The sequence below is a fragment of the Geobacillus stearothermophilus ATCC 12980 genome, from assembly GCF_030369615.1.
GTDB classification, from domain to species: domain Bacteria; phylum Bacillota; class Bacilli; order Bacillales; family Anoxybacillaceae; genus Geobacillus; species Geobacillus stearothermophilus.
In genome coordinates, this window is record NZ_CP128494.1 from 1 (window position 1) to 18,849 (window position 18,849).

9 protein-coding genes, 2 tRNA genes and 3 rRNA genes are annotated in these 18,849 nt (G+C 52.8%); 13 read left to right on the forward strand and 1 reads right to left on the reverse strand.

All coding sequences use genetic code 11. The annotated features are described in order from the left end of the window. The 12 genes from dnaA (at nt 1) to rrf (ending at nt 16,086) form a co-directional block, all read left to right on the forward strand. Complete coding sequence (dnaA, locus tag QSJ10_RS00005; RefSeq protein WP_033014241.1) at nt 1-1,350, forward strand: chromosomal replication initiator protein DnaA; 1,350 nt, start codon at nt 1-3, stop codon at nt 1,348-1,350. Between the two features lie 171 nt (nt 1,351-1,521). After that, nucleotides 1,522-2,658, forward strand: coding sequence for a DNA polymerase III subunit beta (gene dnaN, locus QSJ10_RS00010; RefSeq protein WP_033014240.1), 1,137 nt, complete (start codon nt 1,522-1,524; stop codon nt 2,656-2,658). Between the two features lie 181 nt (nt 2,659-2,839). Further along, nucleotides 2,840-3,061, forward strand: a complete 222-nt coding sequence (gene yaaA / locus QSJ10_RS00015; RefSeq protein WP_033011987.1) for a S4 domain-containing protein YaaA — start codon at nt 2,840-2,842, stop codon at nt 3,059-3,061. Nucleotides 3,062-3,072: 11 nt separating this feature from the next. Continuing rightward, nucleotides 3,073-4,191: a DNA replication/repair protein RecF gene (gene recF / locus QSJ10_RS00020; protein ID WP_033014239.1), complete on the forward strand. Its 1,119-nt coding sequence runs from the start codon at nt 3,073-3,075 to the stop codon at nt 4,189-4,191. A 45-nt stretch (nt 4,192-4,236) separates the two neighbouring features. Beyond that, on the forward strand, nt 4,237-6,159 hold the full coding sequence (gene gyrB, locus QSJ10_RS00025) for a DNA topoisomerase (ATP-hydrolyzing) subunit B (protein ID WP_033014238.1): 1,923 nt from the start codon (nt 4,237-4,239) through the stop codon (nt 6,157-6,159). 153 nt (nt 6,160-6,312) lie between these two features. Continuing rightward, nucleotides 6,313-8,796: a DNA gyrase subunit A gene (gyrA, locus tag QSJ10_RS00030; protein WP_033014237.1), complete on the forward strand. Its 2,484-nt coding sequence runs from the start codon at nt 6,313-6,315 to the stop codon at nt 8,794-8,796. Nucleotides 8,797-9,142: 346 nt separating this feature from the next. After that, nucleotides 9,143-10,219 (forward strand): HD-GYP domain-containing protein, encoded by a 1,077-nt coding sequence (locus QSJ10_RS00035; protein ID WP_033014234.1) that lies wholly within the window; start codon nt 9,143-9,145, stop codon nt 10,217-10,219. Between the two features lie 364 nt (nt 10,220-10,583). After that, a 16S ribosomal RNA gene (locus tag QSJ10_RS00040) occupies nt 10,584-12,142 on the forward strand. Nucleotides 12,143-12,464: 322 nt separating this feature from the next. Then, nucleotides 12,465-12,538, forward strand: a tRNA-Ile gene (locus QSJ10_RS00045). An 8-nt stretch (nt 12,539-12,546) separates the two neighbouring features. Continuing rightward, nucleotides 12,547-12,622, forward strand: a tRNA-Ala gene (locus QSJ10_RS00050). 179 nt (nt 12,623-12,801) lie between these two features. After that, nucleotides 12,802-15,729, forward strand: a 23S ribosomal RNA gene (locus tag QSJ10_RS00055). A 240-nt stretch (nt 15,730-15,969) separates the two neighbouring features. Further along, a 5S ribosomal RNA gene (rrf, locus tag QSJ10_RS00060) occupies nt 15,970-16,086 on the forward strand. The 16S, 23S and 5S rRNA genes sit together here with 2 tRNA genes alongside, the layout of an rRNA operon. Before the next feature lie 104 nt (nt 16,087-16,190). Here the strand turns inward: rrf and QSJ10_RS00065 are convergent. Beyond that, nucleotides 16,191-17,180: a YaaC family protein gene (locus QSJ10_RS00065; protein WP_033014229.1), complete on the reverse strand. Its 990-nt coding sequence runs from the start codon at nt 17,178-17,180 to the stop codon at nt 16,191-16,193. Between the two features lie 127 nt (nt 17,181-17,307). Between QSJ10_RS00065 and guaB the strand changes: the two genes are divergently transcribed. Further along, a complete protein-coding gene (guaB, locus tag QSJ10_RS00070; protein WP_033014228.1) occupies nt 17,308-18,774 on the forward strand; it encodes an IMP dehydrogenase in 1,467 nt (488 codons plus the stop codon). The last annotated feature ends 75 nt before the right edge of the window (nt 18,775-18,849 follow it).

An 18,849-nucleotide genomic window follows, 5' to 3' on the forward strand; every position in this document is an offset into this window, starting at 1 on the left:
GTGGAAAATATCCATGATTTATGGGATCGCGTGCTTCAGGAAATTGAACGGAAAATCAGCAAGCCGAGCTTTGAGACTTGGCTCAAGTCAACGAAAGCCCACTCTTTGCGTGGTGACACGCTCGTCATCGTAGCCCCGAACGAGTTTGCTAGAGACTGGCTTGATTCCCGTTATTCCCATTTAATTGGGGAAACGATCTACGCCATTACCGGCGAAGAGCTGGCCGTCAAATTTATCATTCCGCCAAACCAGGCTGACGAAGAACTCGAGTTTCAACCGGCCAAAAAACAGCGGAAGCAGTACGAGGAAGCGAATGATTTCCCGCAAAGCATGTTAAATCCGAAATATACATTCGACACGTTTGTCATCGGCTCCGGCAACCGGTTCGCCCATGCTGCATCACTCGCGGTCGCCGAAGCCCCGGCCAAGGCGTACAACCCGCTTTTCATTTACGGCGGAGTCGGACTTGGAAAAACGCATTTGATGCACGCGATCGGCCATTACGTCATTGAACATAACCCGTCCGCGAAAGTTGTCTATTTATCTTCAGAAAAGTTTACAAACGAGTTTATTAACGCCATTCGCGACAACCGCCCGGACGATTTTCGCAACAAGTATCGAAACGTTGACGTTCTGCTAATCGATGATATTCAGTTCTTGGCTGGAAAAGAACAAACGCAGGAGGAATTTTTCCATACGTTTAACACGCTGCACGAGGAAAGCAAGCAAATCGTCATTTCAAGCGACCGGCCGCCTAAAGAAATCCCGACGCTTGAAGACCGCTTGCGTTCGCGCTTTGAATGGGGGCTGATCACCGACATCACGCCGCCTGATTTGGAAACGCGGATCGCCATCCTCCGAAAAAAAGCGAAAGCGGAAGGGTTTGACATTCCGAACGAAGTGATGCTTTATATCGCCAATCAAATCGATTCGAACATCCGTGAGCTCGAAGGCGCCCTCATCCGCGTCGTCGCCTACTCATCGCTTATCAATAAAGAAATCACGGCTGACCTGGCAGCGGAAGCATTGAAGGATATCATTCCGAGCGCGAAGCCCAAAGTGATCACGATCCAAGACATTCAGCGCGTTGTTGGACAGCATTTCAATATTAAGCTTGAAGACTTTAAGGCAAAAAAACGGACAAAATCGGTCGCGTTCCCCCGGCAAATCGCCATGTATCTCTCCCGCGAACTGACCGACTGTTCGCTGCCGAAAATCGGCGACGAATTTGGCGGCCGCGATCATACGACGGTCATCCACGCCCATGAAAAAATATCAAAGCTTTTGCAAACCGACACGCAGCTGCAGAAACATGTGAAAGAAATCCAAGAAAAGCTGAAGCAACTGTGAATAACCGCCGCCGTCTTACGCACAGCTTATCCACATGTGGGCAAGCTGTGCTTGCTTCGCTTTTCTTGGTTATCCACATACCAACAAGCCATACTACTAGTACTACGGTTTTTATTTTTTATATTTTTATAATTTATTTCCGATCACCATTAAAACGAGGAGGAACAGCAAGTGAACATCTCGATTGACCGTGAAGCGCTGACAAGAAGTGTCCAAGATGTGATGAAAGCTGTATCGACGAGAACGACGATTCCGATTTTGACAGGGATTAAACTGACAGCGACGGCCCTTGGGGTGACATTGACAGGCAGCGACTCCGATATTTCGATCGAGTCGTTCATTCCGCTTGAAAAAGAAGGTCGGCTGCTCGTTGATGTCAAAAGGCCGGGAAGCATCGTGCTGCAAGCTCGCTTTTTTGCTGAAATTGTCAAAAAGCTGCCGCAGCAAACTGTCGAGATCGAGACGGAAGACAACTTTTTGACTGTCATCCGCTCAGGCCACTCGGAATTCCGTCTCAATGGCTTAAATGCCGACGAATATCCGCGGTTGCCGCAAATTGAGGAAGAAAACGTCTTTCAAATTCCGGCTGATCTATTGAAGACAATCATCCGACAAACTGTTTTTGCTGTTTCAACATCGGAAACGCGCCCCATCTTGACAGGTGTCAACTGGAAAGTGGAGAATAACGAACTCGTCTGCACGGCGACAGACAGCCATCGTTTGGCGATGCGAAAGGTAAAAATTGAAGCAGGACATGCTGTGTCGTACAACGTCGTCATTCCGGGGAAAAGTCTAAACGAGCTGAGCAAAATTTTGGACGACGGCAGCGCTCCGGTTGATATTGTCATAACGGCCAACCAAGTGTTGTTTAAAGCGGAACATCTTCTTTTCTTTTCCCGGCTGCTTGACGGAAACTATCCGGAAACAGCCCGCCTGATTCCGACAGAAAGCAAAACAACGATGACCGTCAATGCGAAAGAGTTTTTGCAAGCGATTGACCGGGCATCACTGCTTGCAAGGGAAGGGAGAAACAATGTCGTGAAACTGACGACGCTCCCGGGAGGGCTGTTGGAAATTTCCTCGGTTTCTCCAGAAATCGGGAAAGTGACGGAACAGTTGCAGGCCGAATCACTTGAAGGGGAAGAGTTAAACATCTCGTTCAGCGCAAAATATATGATGGATGCACTCCGGGCCCTTGATGGCACCGATATTCAAATCAGTTTCACCGGGGCAATGCGCCCGTTCGTGCTGCGTCCGCTTTACACCGACTCGATGCTGCAGCTCATTTTGCCGGTAAGAACATATTGATGTATGTCGGAAACGCATAAAAGGCGATCTAGTCATGGACGCCGTCCTTTTCGCAATGCCTCCGATGGAGAGGATGGGGACAATTGCGTCCCATTCTCTTCATCGGCTTTCTTTGCGGGCGGGCGATGTTTTCGATAAAATAAAGGAATAGGCGACTTAGAGGAAAGCGAGCGATGAACGGATGGAACAAACGGTGACGATTAAAACGGAAACGATCACGTTAGGACAGCTGTTGAAGCTTGTGCAGTTAATTGATACAGGCGGCGCTGCGAAATGGTTTTTGCAGGAATACAACGTGCTCGTCAATGGCGAAAGAGAGACCCGGCGCGGGCGGAAGTTAAAAGACGGCGACCGGGTGGATGTGGAGCAAATCGGCACGTTTGTCGTTGTACGGGCAGAGTAGGTGAAGATCGGGTGTTTTTAACCGACTTAGTGTTAACGAACTACCGCAACTACGAACATGAAATGGTGAATTTCAGCCAAGGGGTCAACGTCATTCTCGGGGAAAATGCCCAAGGGAAGACAAACATGATGGAGGCCATTTATGTATTGGCCATGGCGAAATCGCACCGCACATCGAACGATAAAGACCTTATCCGTTGGAATGAAGAGTATGCTAAAATAGAAGGAAGAGCGGAAAAACGAAGCGGTTCTCTTGCCCTTGAACTGCTTATCTCAAAAAAAGGGAAAAAAGCGAGATGCAACCATATTGAGCAGCGACGGCTCAGCCAATATGTCGGGCAGTTAAATGTAGTCATGTTCGCTCCGGAAGACTTGAATCTGGTCAAAGGAAGTCCGCAAGTGCGGCGGCGGTTTATCGATATGGAAATCGGACAAGTATCCCCCGTTTATATACATGATTTGGGGCAATACCAAAAACTGTTGCAGCAGCGCAACCACTGCTTGAAGATGATGCAGACGCGCGAGAGGGGCGGCGAGGCGGTGCTTGACGTATTAACCGAACAGCTCGCCGTGCTGGCGGCGAAGATTACGTTGCGGCGCCGCCAGTTTTTATCGCTGCTTGAGCAGTGGGCGATGCCGATCCACCGTGAAATCAGCCGCGGAGCTGAACAACTCGGCATTCGGTATGAACCGTCGGTCGACGTATCAGAAAAGGCAGAATTGTCGAGAATAGTAGAAGCATACTGCGAAACGTTCGCTTCCTTGCGAAAACGGGAAATCGAGCGGGGAACGACGCTTGCCGGCCCGCATCGCGATGACATCGCGTTTATCGTCAACGGAAAAAACGTCCAAACGTTCGGTTCCCAAGGGCAACAGCGCACAACCGCGCTGGCGGTGAAACTGGCGGAAATTGAGCTCATCTTTTCCGAGTTAGGTGATTACCCCATTTTGTTGCTCGATGATGTGCTGTCCGAACTTGATGACTTTCGGCAAACCCACCTCTTAGATGCGATCCGAAAAAAAGTGCAAACTTTCGTGACCACAACGAGCATTGACGGCATTAAGCACGATATCATTCAAGAAGCGGCTATTTATCGAGTCCACTCCGGTTCGGTAGCTGCTCCTTCTTGACCGCAAAACGTTGAACGTTTGCAAAGAAAGCGTAGGTGATCTGGCATGACAATGGAACAACGGGTTGAGCGAGCGTACGACGCGAGCCAAATCCAAGTGCTCGAAGGCCTTGAAGCAGTTCGAAAGCGCCCGGGGATGTACATCGGCTCGACGGGGCCTAAAGGGCTGCACCACCTCGTTTGGGAAATCGTCGACAACAGCATTGACGAAGCATTAGCCGGCTATTGCACGGAAATTCATGTGACGATCGGAAAGGATAACAGCATCACGGTCGCTGACAACGGGCGCGGCATTCCAGTCGATGTGCATGAGGCAACCGGACGGCCGGCTGTTGAGGTCATCATGACCGTTCTGCACGCCGGCGGGAAGTTCGGCGGCGGCGGTTATAAAGTATCCGGCGGCTTGCACGGCGTCGGCGCCTCGGTCGTCAACGCCTTGTCGGAATGGCTGGAAGTTTACGTATACCGAGATGGGAAAATCCATTATCAAAAATACGAGCGGGGCAATCCGTGCACCGATCTGCAAGTCATCGGCGAGACGGACCGAACCGGGACGACGACCCGCTTTAAGCCGGATCCGGAAATTTTTACAGAAACGACCGAGTTTGATTACGAAACGTTGGCCGCCCGGCTGCGCGAGCTCGCCTTTTTGAACCGCGGCTTGAAAATCACCTTGACGGATGAACGGGTTGACAACCGGAAAAGTGAATACTTTTATGAAGGCGGCATCCGCTCTTACGTCCGCCATTTGAATCGGACGCGGGAAGTGTTGCACGAAGAGCCGATTTACATTGCCGGCGAGCGCGACGGCATCGCTGTCGAAATCGCCTTGCAGTACAACGACGGCTATACGAGCAACATTTATTCATTCGTGAATAATATCCATACGCACGAAGGCGGCACGCATGAATCCGGCTTTAAAATGGCGTTGACGCGCATCATCAATGACTACGCCCGCAAACAGCAAATTTTCAAGGACAATGATGCCAATTTGACGGGGGAAGATGTGCGGGAAGGGCTGACGGCCATTGTGTCAATCAAACACCCCTCCCCGCAATTTGAGGGGCAGACGAAAACAAAGCTCGGCAACAGCGATGCGCGCACGGTGACGGACGCTGTCTTTTCTGAACAATTTGAAACGTTTTTGCTCGAACACCCGACCATTGCCCGAAAAATTGTCGAAAAAGGGATGATGGCCGCCCGCGCCCGCCTAGCGGCCAAAAAGGCGCGCGAACTGACGCGGCGCAAAAGCGCGCTTGAAGTCTCCAATTTGCCGGGCAAACTTGCCGACTGCTCGTCAAGAGATCCGTCGATCAGCGAGCTGTATATCGTGGAGGGGGATTCGGCGGGCGGTTCAGCGAAACAAGGGCGCGACCGCCATTTCCAGGCAATTTTGCCGTTGCGTGGGAAAATTCTCAACGTTGAGAAGGCAAGAATCGACAAAATCTTGTCCAACAACGAAGTGCGGGCGATCATCACCGCTCTTGGCACCGGCATTGGCGAAGAGTTCGACATCTCAAAGGCGCGTTATCATAAAGTCATCATTATGACCGATGCGGACGTCGACGGCGCTCATATCCGCACGCTTCTTTTGACATTCTTTTATCGCTACATGCGTCAATTTATCGAGCACGGCTATGTGTACATCGCCCAACCGCCCCTTTATAAAATCGAACAAGGAAAACAAGTGCGCTACGCTTACAACGACCGCCAGCTCGAAAAAATTCTTGCTGAGCTGCCGGAACAACCGAAGCCGACAATCCAACGCTACAAAGGGTTGGGCGAGATGAACCCAGAGCAACTTTGGGAGACGACGATGAACCCGGAAAAGCGAACATTGCTTCAAGTCAGCTTGCAAGATGCCATTGACGCAGATGAAACGTTTGAAATTTTAATGGGCGACAAAGTCGAGCCACGCCGCCAATTTATCGAAGAAAACGCCCGTTATGTGAAAAACTTGGACATTTAGGATGAAAAGAGAGGGATGGGGCCGCCCTCCTCGCTTCTTTTTGCCGACGGGGCCAACCGGGGCGCAAACGAAGCGGCGCCCGCCGTCCGCCTATGTCTGCTCCCTGTAAAGGCAGACCGGGCCGAAGAAGGCTCAAAAGGGAGGTTTATATGAATGGCAGAACATGAACAATCGCGCATTCGCGAAGTCAATATCAGCCAGGAAATGCGCTCGTCGTTCCTTGACTACGCCATGAGCGTCATCGTTTCCCGCGCCTTGCCGGATGTGCGCGATGGGCTGAAACCGGTGCACCGCCGCATTTTATATGCCATGCATGACCTCGGCATGACCGCTGATAAACCGTATAAAAAGTCAGCCCGCATCGTCGGCGAAGTGATCGGGAAATACCACCCGCACGGCGACGCCGCCGTGTATGATACGATGGTGCGCATGGCGCAAGACTTCAATTACCGGTACATGCTCGTTGACGGGCACGGCAACTTCGGGTCGATCGACGGTGATGCAGCAGCGGCCATGCGTTACACGGAAGCCCGCATGTCGAAAATCGCCATGGAGCTGTTGCGCGACATCAATAAAGACACGATCGATTACCAAGATAACTACGACGGTTCAGAAAAAGAACCGGTTGTGCTGCCGTCACGGTTTCCAAACTTGCTTGTCAATGGTTCGTCAGGCATTGCCGTTGGGATGGCGACGAACATCCCTCCGCATCAGCTTGGCGAGGTCATCGATGCGCTGTTGGCGTTAAGCCGAAACCCGGAGATGACCGTTGCCGACTTGATGGAATACATTCCTGGTCCGGATTTCCCGACGGCCGGACAAATCATCGGCCGCAGCGGCATCCGCAAGGCGTACGAAACGGGACGGGGATCCATTACGTTGCGCGCCAAGGCTGAAATTGAGCAGCATGCCAATGGCAAGGAAACGATTATTGTAAGCGAACTCCCCTATCAAGTGAACAAAGCAAAGCTGATTGAACGGATCGCCGAATTGGTGCGCGAGAGAAAAATCGACGGCATCACCGATTTGCGCGATGAATCGGACCGGAGCGGAATGCGCATCGTTATTGAAGTGCGGCGCGATGCGAATGCGAAGGTCGTGTTAAACAACTTATACAAACATACCGCCTTGCAGACGAGTTTTGGAATCAACATGCTCGCCTTGGTGGATGGCGAGCCGAAAGTGTTGAACTTAAAAGAATGTTTGGAGCACTATTTGAACCACCAGAAAACGGTCATCCGCCGGCGAACTGCCTTTGAGCTGAAAAAGGCTGAAGCGCGCGCCCATATTCTTGAAGGCTTGCGCATTGCCCTTGACCATTTGGATGAAGTGATCGATCTCATCCGTCGTTCGCGAACGACAGAAATAGCGCGCGAAGGGTTGATGGAGCGGTTTTCGCTCAGCGAACGGCAGGCGCAGGCGATCCTAGATATGCGCCTGCAACGGCTGACCGGCCTCGAGCGGGAAAAAATTGAACAGGAGTATCAAGAGCTTCTCCGCCTCATCGCTGAGTTGAAAGCAGTGTTGGCTGACGAAGAGAAAGTATTGCAGATCATTCGCGATGAGCTGGCCGAAATCAAAGAGCGGTTTAACGACGAGCGGCGCACAGAGATCATTGCGGGGGCTGTCGAACAGTTTGACGACGAAGACTTAATCCCGCACGAACATGTCGTCATTACGCTCACTCATAAAGGATATATTAAGCGCCTGCCGTTATCGACGTATCGAAGCCAGAAACGCGGCGGCCGGGGCGTGCAAGGCATGCATACAGCCGAGGATGATTTTGTCGAACATTTGCTCGTCACTTCTACTCATGACAACGTGCTGTTTTTTACAAATAAAGGTAAAGTATACCAGGCGAAAGGCTATGAAATTCCGGAATTCGGACGCACCGCCAAAGGGTTGCCGATCATCAACTTGCTTGAGCTCGACAAGGATGAATGGATCAACGCCATGATTCCCATTGAAAATGAGTTTGATAATGAGCTTTATCTCGTGTTTGCGACAAAGCAAGGGATCGCCAAGCGCTCTCCGCTCTCAGCTTTCGCCCACATCCGCAACAATGGGCTCATCGCCATTCACTTGCGCGAGGGGGATGAGCTGATTTCCGTCAAGTTGACGGACGGTAAAAAACATTTGATTATCGGCACGAAAAGAGGAATGCTCATCCGTTTTCCAGAAACGGATGTGCGGACAATGGGCCGCAGTGCGACGGGAGTCAAGGCCATCTCACTCGATGACGGCGATGAAGTCGTTGGCATGGAAATCTTGGAAGACCATCATGATGTTCTTGTTGTGACGAAAAAAGGGTTCGGCAAACGTACCCCAGCTTCGGAGTATCGCGTGCAAAGCCGGGGCGGAAAAGGGTTGAAAACATGCAATGTCACGGAACGGAACGGTCCTGTTGTTGCAGTGACAACAGTCGTCGGCAATGAAGATTTAATGGTCATTACGACAGGCGGCGTGCTGATCCGCATTGCTGTCAGCGATATTTCCAGGACAGGGAGAATTGCCCAAGGCGTCAAGCTCATTCGCCTCTCGGACGAAGACGAACATGAGTGTGTAGCGACAGTTGCCAAAGTGCCAGAGGAAGAAAAAGAAGAGAGAGAGAGGAAGAAGGGCATCCCGCTTAATTGAATGGCGTTCCGCCTGCAGGTGCGGGGCGTCCTTTCGTTTGAAAATGCGTGCGTCTGTTTTTACGGCGAATCGGAAAGCGAAACGCGCTTATTGGGCTTTCCGATTGCGAAAGTGCTGTTATTGCAGCCTATAATAGATGCAACGAAATCGTTTAACATATCCTTGAAGGAAAAGTGGCTCATCCATTTTTGACTGTCGAAGGCAAGCCGTAGGCTTGCCTCCGTCACGCTAAGGCGTGACGGACAGTTGGATGAAATGACCGGTCAAAACGAAAAATGTTAAAGCTTTAAATTGCATCTATATAAATCGTGCTACGATAAAAACAAAAAGACGGGGGGCTACATGGATGGTTCGCGTGAAGCGCTCCCAGCTTCGCGAAGGCTGTGTGCTTGCTGAAGATGTAATCGGCAAAACGAAACGGCCGATTATGACAAAAAACACTATTATTACAACACCGTTGTTGCAAGTGCTTGAAAAATTTCTTGTAGAGGAAGTGGAGATTGAGCCGTTTCTCGCAAACGGCGAACCATTTTCGCCGGGGGATTCGGCCGCGGCGGAGGATCAACGGCCGCTCTCTTTATATTTAGAGACCGTCCGCCAATACAAGACATGGTTTCAATCTTGGCGGTCCGGCTTGCCGGTCGACATCAATGAAATAAGGGAAGCTGTCATTCCCCTTTTTGAACACATGACAGGCTGCAAGCGGGAATTGCTTGCGTTGCACCATTATGCGACAAAAGAGGAATATTTATATCATCACGCCGTCAGTGTAGGATTGCTCGCCGGCTTTTTAGCCATGGAGCTCGGGTATAGCCGCGGGGAATGCCACCAAGTCGTTTTAGCCGGCGTCTTGTCCGACTGCGGCATGGCAAAAATGAGCAAACAAATTTTAACGAAGCCGTCGGCGCTCACTGAAGTGGAGTTCCACGAAGTGAAGCAACATCCGATTCTCGGCTACCGCATGGTGCAGAAGATCACAGCGTTAAGCCATGGAGCGAAGCTAGCCGTTTTGCAACATCATGAGCGAAACGACGGCAGCGGCTATCCGCTCAAGTTAAAAGCGAAAAAAATTCACCCCTACAGCCAACTCGTCGCAACAGCGGATGTGTACCACGCCATGACGTCAGAGCGCTTGTATCGGCGCAAACAACCGCCGCTTCGGGCCATTGAAACGATGTTGCGGCAGCAAGCCGGCAGATTGAGCGCAGACGCCGTCGCTGTACTGTTGAACCGTCTCGTCGGCCTGCAAACAGGAGCCGTCGTCAAACTATCCAACGGTGAGACAGCCGAAGTCATGTCGATTCAGCCAGACGAGCCAACCCGGCCGGTTGTCAAAGCAGCGAGGACGGGACGATTGCTTCTGTTAAGCACTCAACATGATATATATATTGAGGAGGTTTTGCGTGCACCAATGGATGAATAGTCGACCGAAAAGGCCGGTGAAAAACAATCATTTTCTCTTGCTGCTGTTGTTCATTGCCGAAAGAGGAAGCGGATTTCAGCAGGTTTCTCAGCTTGAGAATAACGCATTTCGCATTGTTTTTTGAATTAAATTGCCAACCGTCCAAAAAATACCGTTGCATAAACAACATCAACATGATACAATAAACTTTGCTTGCGCCGGCAACAACGAAATAAAAAAACTATTGACTTTTCATCGCCCATCAGTTATTATGTAATAGCTGTCATCATTAAAGTAAAGATCAAGCTCCTTGAAAACTAAACAAAACGCAAGCGTCATGAAAAAAACTTCGGCTGCATTGGCCGAAGCAAAAGTCAATCAACTTTCTTTGGAGAGTTTGATCCTGGCTCAGGACGAACGCTGGCGGCGTGCCTAATACATGCAAGTCGAGCGGACCGGATTGGGGCTTGCCTTGATTCGGTCAGCGGCGGACGGGTGAGTAACACGTGGGCAACCTGCCCGCAAGACCGGGATAACTCCGGGAAACCGGAGCTAATACCGGATAACACCGAAGACCGCATGGTCTTCGGTTGAAAGGCGGCCTTTGGGCTGTCACTTGCGGATGGGCCCGCGGCGCATTAGCTAGTTGGTGAGGTAACGGCTCACCAAGGCGACGATGCGTAGCCGGCCTGAGAGGGTGACCGGCCACACTGGGACTGAGACACGGCCCAGACTCCTACGGGAGGCAGCAGTAGGGAATCTTCCGCAATGGGCGAAAGCCTGACGGAGCGACGCCGCGTGAGCGAAGAAGGCCTTCGGGTCGTAAAGCTCTGTTGTGAGGGACGAAGGAGCGCCGTTCGAAGAGGGCGGCGCGGTGACGGTACCTCACGAGAAAGCCCCGGCTAACTACGTGCCAGCAGCCGCGGTAATACGTAGGGGGCGAGCGTTGTCCGGAATTATTGGGCGTAAAGCGCGCGCAGGCGGTCTCTTAAGTCTGATGTGAAAGCCCACGGCTCAACCGTGGAGGGTCATTGGAAACTGGGGGACTTGAGGGCAGGAGAGGAGAGCGGAATTCCACGTGTAGCGGTGAAATGCGTAGAGATGTGGAGGAACACCAGTGGCGAAGGCGGCTCTCTGGCCTGCACCTGACGCTGAGGCGCGAAAGCGTGGGGAGCAAACAGGATTAGATACCCTGGTAGTCCACGCCGTAAACGATGAGTGCTAAGTGTTAGAGGGGTCACACCCTTTAGTGCTGCAGCTAACGCGATAAGCACTCCGCCTGGGGAGTACGGCCGCAAGGCTGAAACTCAAAGGAATTGACGGGGGCCCGCACAAGCGGTGGAGCATGTGGTTTAATTCGAAGCAACGCGAAGAACCTTACCAGGTCTTGACATCCCCTGACAACCCAAGAGATTGGGCGTTCCCCCTTCGGGGGGACAGGGTGACAGGTGGTGCATGGTTGTCGTCAGCTCGTGTCGTGAGATGTTGGGTTAAGTCCCGCAACGAGCGCAACCCTCGCCTCTAGTTGCCAGCATTCAGTTGGGCACTCTAGAGGGACTGCCGGCGACAAGTCGGAGGAAGGTGGGGATGACGTCAAATCATCATGCCCCTTATGACCTGGGCTACACACGTGCTACAATGGGCGGTACAAAGGGCTGCGAACCCGCGAGGGGGAGCGAATCCCAAAAAGCCGCTCTCAGTTCGGATTGCAGGCTGCAACTCGCCTGCATGAAGCCGGAATCGCTAGTAATCGCGGATCAGCATGCCGCGGTGAATACGTTCCCGGGCCTTGTACACACCGCCCGTCACACCACGAGAGCTTGCAACACCCGAAGTCGGTGAGGTAACCCGCAAGGGAGCCAGCCGCCGAAGGTGGGGCAAGTGATTGGGGTGAAGTCGTAACAAGGTAGCCGTACCGGAAGGTGCGGCTGGATCACCTCCTTTCTAAGGGGAAAAGCGAAGGCCGCCCGCCTATCGGCGAAACGCGCTGGAGGGCCTGCGAGGAGGCTGTTGCCGCCGCAGCAGGACCGAAGCGTCGCGAGCCGATGGCGGCCGGAGCTAGACAGTACGAAAAGCGGAGGCGAGCGTTTCGCTGCGATGGGCAAATGTTCTTCGCCTGCAAGGGTGCTTGCACCCGGAAGGCGAAGGTTATTTGACCCCGAGCGGCGGCGAGCCGGAGCTAGACAGAATTTCTTGACAAAACCTATCGGTTTGATTATAATGACGCTTGTCGTTTTGTTTAGTTTTGAGGGAACTTTCCCTCCATGGGCCTATAGCTCAGCTGGTCAGAGCGCACGCCTGATAAGCGTGAGGTCGGTGGTTCAAGTCCACTTAGGCCCATCGGTTGCGGGGCCTTAGCTCAGCTGGGAGAGCGCCTGCTTTGCACGCAGGAGGTCATCGGTTCGATCCCGATAGGCTCCACCACTTTTCTTGATTCGTTCCTTGAAAACTAGATAACCGGAAAAGCGGAGGCGAGCGTTTCGCCGCGATGGGCAAATGTTCTTCGCCTGCAAGGGTGCTTGCACCCGGAAGGCGAAGGTTATTTGACCCCGAGCGGCGGCGAGCCGACGCTAGACAATAAGGAAGAAGCCGAGAGCGCTGTAGGTTAAGCTAGAAAGGGCGCACGGTGGATGCCTTGGCACTAGGAGCCGATGAAGGACGGGGCAAACGCCGAAACGCTCCGGGGAGCTGTAAGCAAGCGTTGATCCGGAGATGTCCGAATGGGGGAACCCACTGTCCGTAATGGGGCAGTATCCATGCCTGAATCCATAGGGCATGGAGGGCACACCCGGGGAACTGAAACATCTTAGTACCCGGAGGAGAAGAAAGCAAACGCGATTCCCTGAGTAGCGGCGAGCGAAACGGGAACAGCCCAAACCAAGAGGCGTGCCTCTTGGGGTTGTAGGACCGCTCATTGTGGGAGTGAGAAAGGAACGGGGTAGACGAACCGGTCTGGAACGGCCGGCCAGAGAAGGTGACAGCCCTGTAGTCGAAACTTCGTTCCCTCCCGAGCGGATCCTGAGTACGGCGGGACACGGGAAATCCCGTCGGAAGCAGGGAGGACCATCTCCCAAGGCTAAATACTCCCTAGTGACCGATAGTGCACCAGTACCGTGAGGGAAAGGTGAAAAGCACCCCGGAAGGGGAGTGAAAGAGAACCTGAAACCGTGTGCCTACAAGTAGTCAGAGCGCGTTCATGCGTGATGGCGTGCCTTTTGTAGAATGAACCGGCGAGTGACGATGGCGTGCGAGGTTAAGCCGAAGAGGCGGAGCCGCAGCGAAAGCGAGTCTGAACAGGGCGAAAAGTACGTCGTCGTCGACCCGAAACCAGGTGATCTACCCATGTCCAGGGTGAAGGCCGGGTAACACCGGCTGGAGGCCCGAACCCACGCACGTTGAAAAGTGCGGGGATGAGGTGTGGGTAGGGGTGAAATGCCAATCGAACTTGGAGATAGCTGGTTCTCCCCGAAATAGCTTTAGGGCTAGCCTCGGGATGGAGAGTGTTGGAGGTAGAGCACTGATTGGGCTAGGGGCCCTCATCGGGTTACCGAACCCAGTCAAACTCCGAATGCCAACGACTTATGCCCGGGAGTCAGACTACGAGTGATAAGATCCGTGGTCGAGAGGGAAACAGCCCAGATCGCCAGCTAAGGCCCCAAAGTGCACGTTCAGTGGAAAAGGATGTGGAGTTGCAAAGACAACCAGGATGTTGGCTTAGAAGCAGCCACCATTTAAAGAGTGCGTAATAGCTCACTGGTCGAGTGACTCTGCGCCGAAAATGTACCGGGGCTAAACGTGCCGCCGAAGCTGCGGGATGACCGTTGGTCATCGGTAGGGGAGCGTTCTAAGGGCGTTGAAGCCAGACCGGAAGGACTGGTGGAGCGCTTAGAAGTGAGAATGCCGGTATGAGTAGCGAAAACAGAGGTGAGAATCCTCTGCGCCGAAAGCCTAAGGGTTCCTGAGGAAGGTTCGTCCGCTCAGGGTTAGTCGGGACCTAAGCCGAGGCCGAAAGGCGTAGGTGATGGACAACAGGTTGAGATTCCTGTACCACCTCCTTCCCGTTTGAGCGATGGGGGGACGCAGGAGGATAGGGCGAGCAGGCGGCTGGAAGAGCCTGTCCAAGCCGCAAGGCTGATCCGTAGGCAAATCCGCGGATTGTAAGGCCAAGCGGTGATGGCGACGGAGTCATCCGGAAGTCCCCGATTTCACACTGCCAAGAAAAGCCTCTAGCGAGGGAAGAGGTGCCCGTACCGCAAACCGACACAGGTAGGCGAGGAGAGAATCCTAAGGCGCGCGGGAGAACTCTCGTTAAGGAACTCGGCAAAATGACCCCGTAACTTCGGGAGAAGGGGTGCTCGTTTGGGTGAAGAGCCCGAACGAGCCGCAGTGAAAAGGCCCAAGCGACTGTTTATCAAAAACACAGGTCTCTGCGAAGCCGAAAGGCGACGTATAGGGGCTGACACCTGCCCGGTGCTGGAAGGTTAAGGGGAGCGCTTAGCGGAAGCGAAGGTGCGAACCGAAGCCCCAGTAAACGGCGGCCGTAACTATAACGGTCCTAAGGTAGCGAAATTCCTTGTCGGGTAAGTTCCGACCCGCACGAAAGGTGTAACGACTTGGGCGCTGTCTCAACGAGAGACCCGGTGAAATTATACTACCTGTGAAGATGCAGGTTACCCGCGACAGGACGGAAAGACCCCGTGGAGCTTTACTGCAGCCTGATATGGAATTTTGGTATCGCTTGTACAGGATAGGTGGGAGCCTAGGAAGCCGGAGCGCCAGCTTCGGTGGAGGCGGCGGTGGGATACCACCCTGGCGATATTGAAATTCTAACCCGCACCCCTTAGCGGGGTGGGAGACAGTGTCAGGCGGGCAGTTTGACTGGGGCGGTCGCCTCCCAAAAGGTAACGGAGGCGCCCAAAGGTTCCCTCAGAATGGTTGGAAATCATTCGGAGAGTGCAAAGGCACAAGGGAGCTTGACTGCGAGACGGACAGGTCGAGCAGGGACGAAAGTCGGGCTTAGTGATCCGGTGGTTCCGCATGGAAGGGCCATCGCTCAACGGATAAAAGCTACCCCGGGGATAACAGGCTGATCTCCCCCAAGAGTCCACATCGACGGGGAGGTTTGGCACCTCGATGTCGGCTCATCGCATCCTGGGGCTGTAGTCGGTCCCAAGGGTTGGGCTGTTCGCCCATTAAAGCGGTACGCGAGCTGGGTTCAGAACGTCGTGAGACAGTTCGGTCCCTATCCGTCGCGGGCGCAGGAAATTTGAGAGGAACTGTCCTTAGTACGAGAGGACCGGGATGGACGCACCGCTGGTGTACCAGTTGTCCCGCCAGGGGCACCGCTGGGTAGCTATGTGCGGACGGGATAAGCGCTGAAAGCATCTAAGCGTGAAGCCCCCCTCAAGATGAGATTTCCCACCGCGTCAGGCGGGTAAGATCCCTCGAAGATGACGAGGTCGATAGGTCCGAGGTGGAAGCGTGGCGACACGTGGAGCTGACGGATACTAATCGATCGAGGGCTTAACCTAACAAGAAAAGTGGAGGCCGCCTGCTTATCGGCGAGGCGCGCTGGAGGGCCTGTGAGCGGGCTTAGCCCGCCGCAGCAGGACCGAAGCGTCGCGAGCCGATGGCGGCCGGAACTAGACAGCGAAAAGCGCAGGCGAGCGGCGGCGAGCCGGAGCTAGACAATGAAAAGTGAAAGCGCCGCGGCTTCTTCCCGAAACGGTTATCTAGTTTTCAGGGAACGAATTCCTGACAATCTCATATGGCCTAGTGGTGATAGCGGAGGGGAAACACCCGTTCCCATCCCGAACACGGAAGTTAAGCCCTCCAGCGCCGATGGTAGTTGGGGCCAGCGCCCCTGCAAGAGTAGGTCGCTGCTAGGCGGAAAACAGAGCACCCCATTGTGCATGACGCGCAATGGGGTGTTTTTTATCAACCTGCGCTGGGAAGCCTTTACTCTCGCGTGTTCGTGCAGGTGGGAGGGCATTCAATCATTTGGCTTGGCCCAAAACTTATGCATTAAATATTCGTTTAGCAGCAGGGGCACTTTGTCCGCCGATATGGAAAGAAATTGAAGAATAAAAATGTACGCCTTGCTTGAGTAAGAGTGAAGAAGTTCGCTCCACCACTCTGTTTCGTAGCGGGAGATCATGCTCAAATTGTACAGCAGCAAATAATGGGCATGGATTTCCGGGAGCGCAAAGATTTTTTCCTTCTTCGTTGGGATATGGTATGTTCCGTTCGAATGGAATAAAAATGGCCCTTCCTTAATCGGCGATAGCGGCGATTCCATTTTGAAATAAAGAAATTCCCCTTCCTCCTTGGCGAATGTCAGCTGTTTTTCGTGCCCTTCCTCGCTCATGTACTGGATGAAGCGGAGCTGCGACATATGGTAATGGTCCAAAATCGCCTTCGGAATGGCCAGCATGGGCGGTGAAACCGTATGTACGACCGGCAACGACAATGGCTTTTTTCGTTCGCTTAAACAAAAAAATGTTTCGTGCAGTTCGCAGATTCGTTGCAACAGCATGCCCATGCGAAATTTTTCCCCCGCCTCTTGTTTCACATGAAACATTTTTTCAGAAAAATGAGTGAACAAACCGTTTTTTTGGATTTTGACTTCGTCATCTAAAAATTCATAGCCTTGTTTTTTGCGCTTTCTCGTTGACACTCCATGGGCTAAAACGGATGTCGATTCAGGATAGTCCGGATCGACGGTGAGCAGGCACGCCTTTATCAGCTGCACCATGCCATAAAACAAAAGAACCGGTTTAATGGACAATGGCGACTGCCTGGCGGCGGCATAAAAGTTTTGCCCATGCTCCAAATAATATAAAAATGGATAACAGTTTGTATAACTGCGCTGAACAGCGTCTTCCCGTTGTTGCTGTTTGTAGCATTGCAGCAAAAAGCGCTGGGCGACGTCAGCGGAGCGGAAAATAGAAAAGTTGACAGCTTTACCGGGATTTCCGAACATTTTTACCCCCCCTTGCCATGGAATTGTAAGAAGATAACTGAAAAGTTGGACATTTTTTTGATTCCTTGACAGTAGTTTAACCAGTTGTTAAGCTACTAATAATATTTCCGGACAAGGGGGAGAAAACATGTGGGAAGCGAAATTCGCAAAGGAAGGCTTGACGTTTGATGATGTTCTTCTCATTCCAGCAAAATCGGACGTGCTGCCGCGTGATGTTGATGTCACGACGAAATTAAGCGATACGCTCCAGTTGAACATCCCAATTATTAGCGCCGGCATGGATACAGTAACCGAAGCGGAAATGGCTATTGCGATGGCGCGTCAAGGCGGTCTTGGCGTCATTCACAAAAACATGTCGATTGAGCAACAGGCGGAACAAGTCGACAAAGTAAAGCGGTCAGAGCGCGGTGTTATTACGGATCCGTTTTTCTTAACGCCTGATCATCAAGTGTATGATGCGGAACATTTAATGAGCAAGTATCGCATCTCCGGCGTGCCGATCGTCAACAATGCCGAGGAACAAAAGCTTGTCGGCATTATCACGAACCGCGATTTGCGCTTTATTCAGGATTACTCGATTAAAATTTCCGAGGTAATGACGAAGGAGAACTTGGTTACAGCCCCGGTAGGGACTACGTTAGAAGAAGCGGAAAAAATTTTGCAAAAGCACAAAGTGGAAAAATTGCCTCTCGTCGATGAAAATGGAGTTTTAAAAGGGCTTATTACGATTAAGGACATCGAAAAGGTGATCGAGTTCCCGAATTCGGCGAAAGATGCGAAAGGGAGGCTGATTGTCGGGGCGGCCGTCGGGGTGACGGCGGACACGATGATTCGCGTCAAAAAGCTTGTTGAGGCAGGGGTTGATGTCATTGTCGTTGACACGGCGCACGGCCATTCGAAAGGCGTCCTAGAGACGGTGGCCAACATCCGCCGCCAATACCCGGACTTGAACATCATCGCCGGCAATGTCGCGACAGCTGAAGGGACGCGCGACTTGATTGAGGCTGGGGCGAACATTATTAAAGTCGGAATCGGTCCGGGGTCCATCTGCACGACCCGGGTTGTCGCCGGGGTTGGTGTGCCGCAAATTACGGCGATCTATGACTGCGCGACTGAGGCGCGCAAACATGGCGTCCCGATCATCGCTGACGGCGGCATTAAATACTCTGGCGACATCGTGAAGGCGATTGCCGCCGGAGCTCATGCGGTCATGCTCGGCAGTTTGCTCGCCGGCGTCTCGGAAAGCCCAGGCGAGACGGAAATTTACCAAGGCCGCCGCTTTAAAGTATACCGGGGCATGGGGTCGGTCGCTGCGATGGAGCGCGGCAGCAAAGATCGTTATTTCCAAGAAGACGCGAAAAAGTTTGTCCCGGAAGGCATCGAAGGGCGTGTGCCGTACAAAGGGCCGCTCGCCGATACGATTTATCAGCTTGTCGGTGGCTTGCGCGCCGGTATGGGCTATTGTGGAACGCGGAACTTGGATGAGCTGCGGGAGAAAACGCAATTTGTCCGCATGACGGGCGCAGGGCTTCGCGAAAGCCATCCGCATGACGTGCAAATTACGAAAGAAGCGCCGAACTACTCCGCGTTTTGATCAAGGCTGCGTCCATCAGCCTAACTTTGACGGAGACAGATTCTCCGTCTATTTTTTTGGCCGCCTGTATGTTAC

Coding starts and splice junctions, on each gene's coding strand:
- QSJ10_RS00035 (WP_033014234.1), top strand. CDS start 9,143: ATGGTTCGCGTGAAGCGCTCCCAGCTTCGCGAAGGCTGTGTGCTTGCT.
- QSJ10_RS00065 (WP_033014229.1), bottom strand. CDS start 17,180: ATGTTCGGAAATCCCGGTAAAGCTGTCAACTTTTCTATTTTCCGCTCC.
- gyrA (WP_033014237.1), top strand. CDS start 6,313: ATGGCAGAACATGAACAATCGCGCATTCGCGAAGTCAATATCAGCCAG.
- yaaA (WP_033011987.1), top strand. CDS start 2,840: ATGGAACAAACGGTGACGATTAAAACGGAAACGATCACGTTAGGACAG.
- guaB (WP_033014228.1), top strand. CDS start 17,308: ATGTGGGAAGCGAAATTCGCAAAGGAAGGCTTGACGTTTGATGATGTT.
- gyrB (WP_033014238.1), top strand. CDS start 4,237: ATGACAATGGAACAACGGGTTGAGCGAGCGTACGACGCGAGCCAAATC.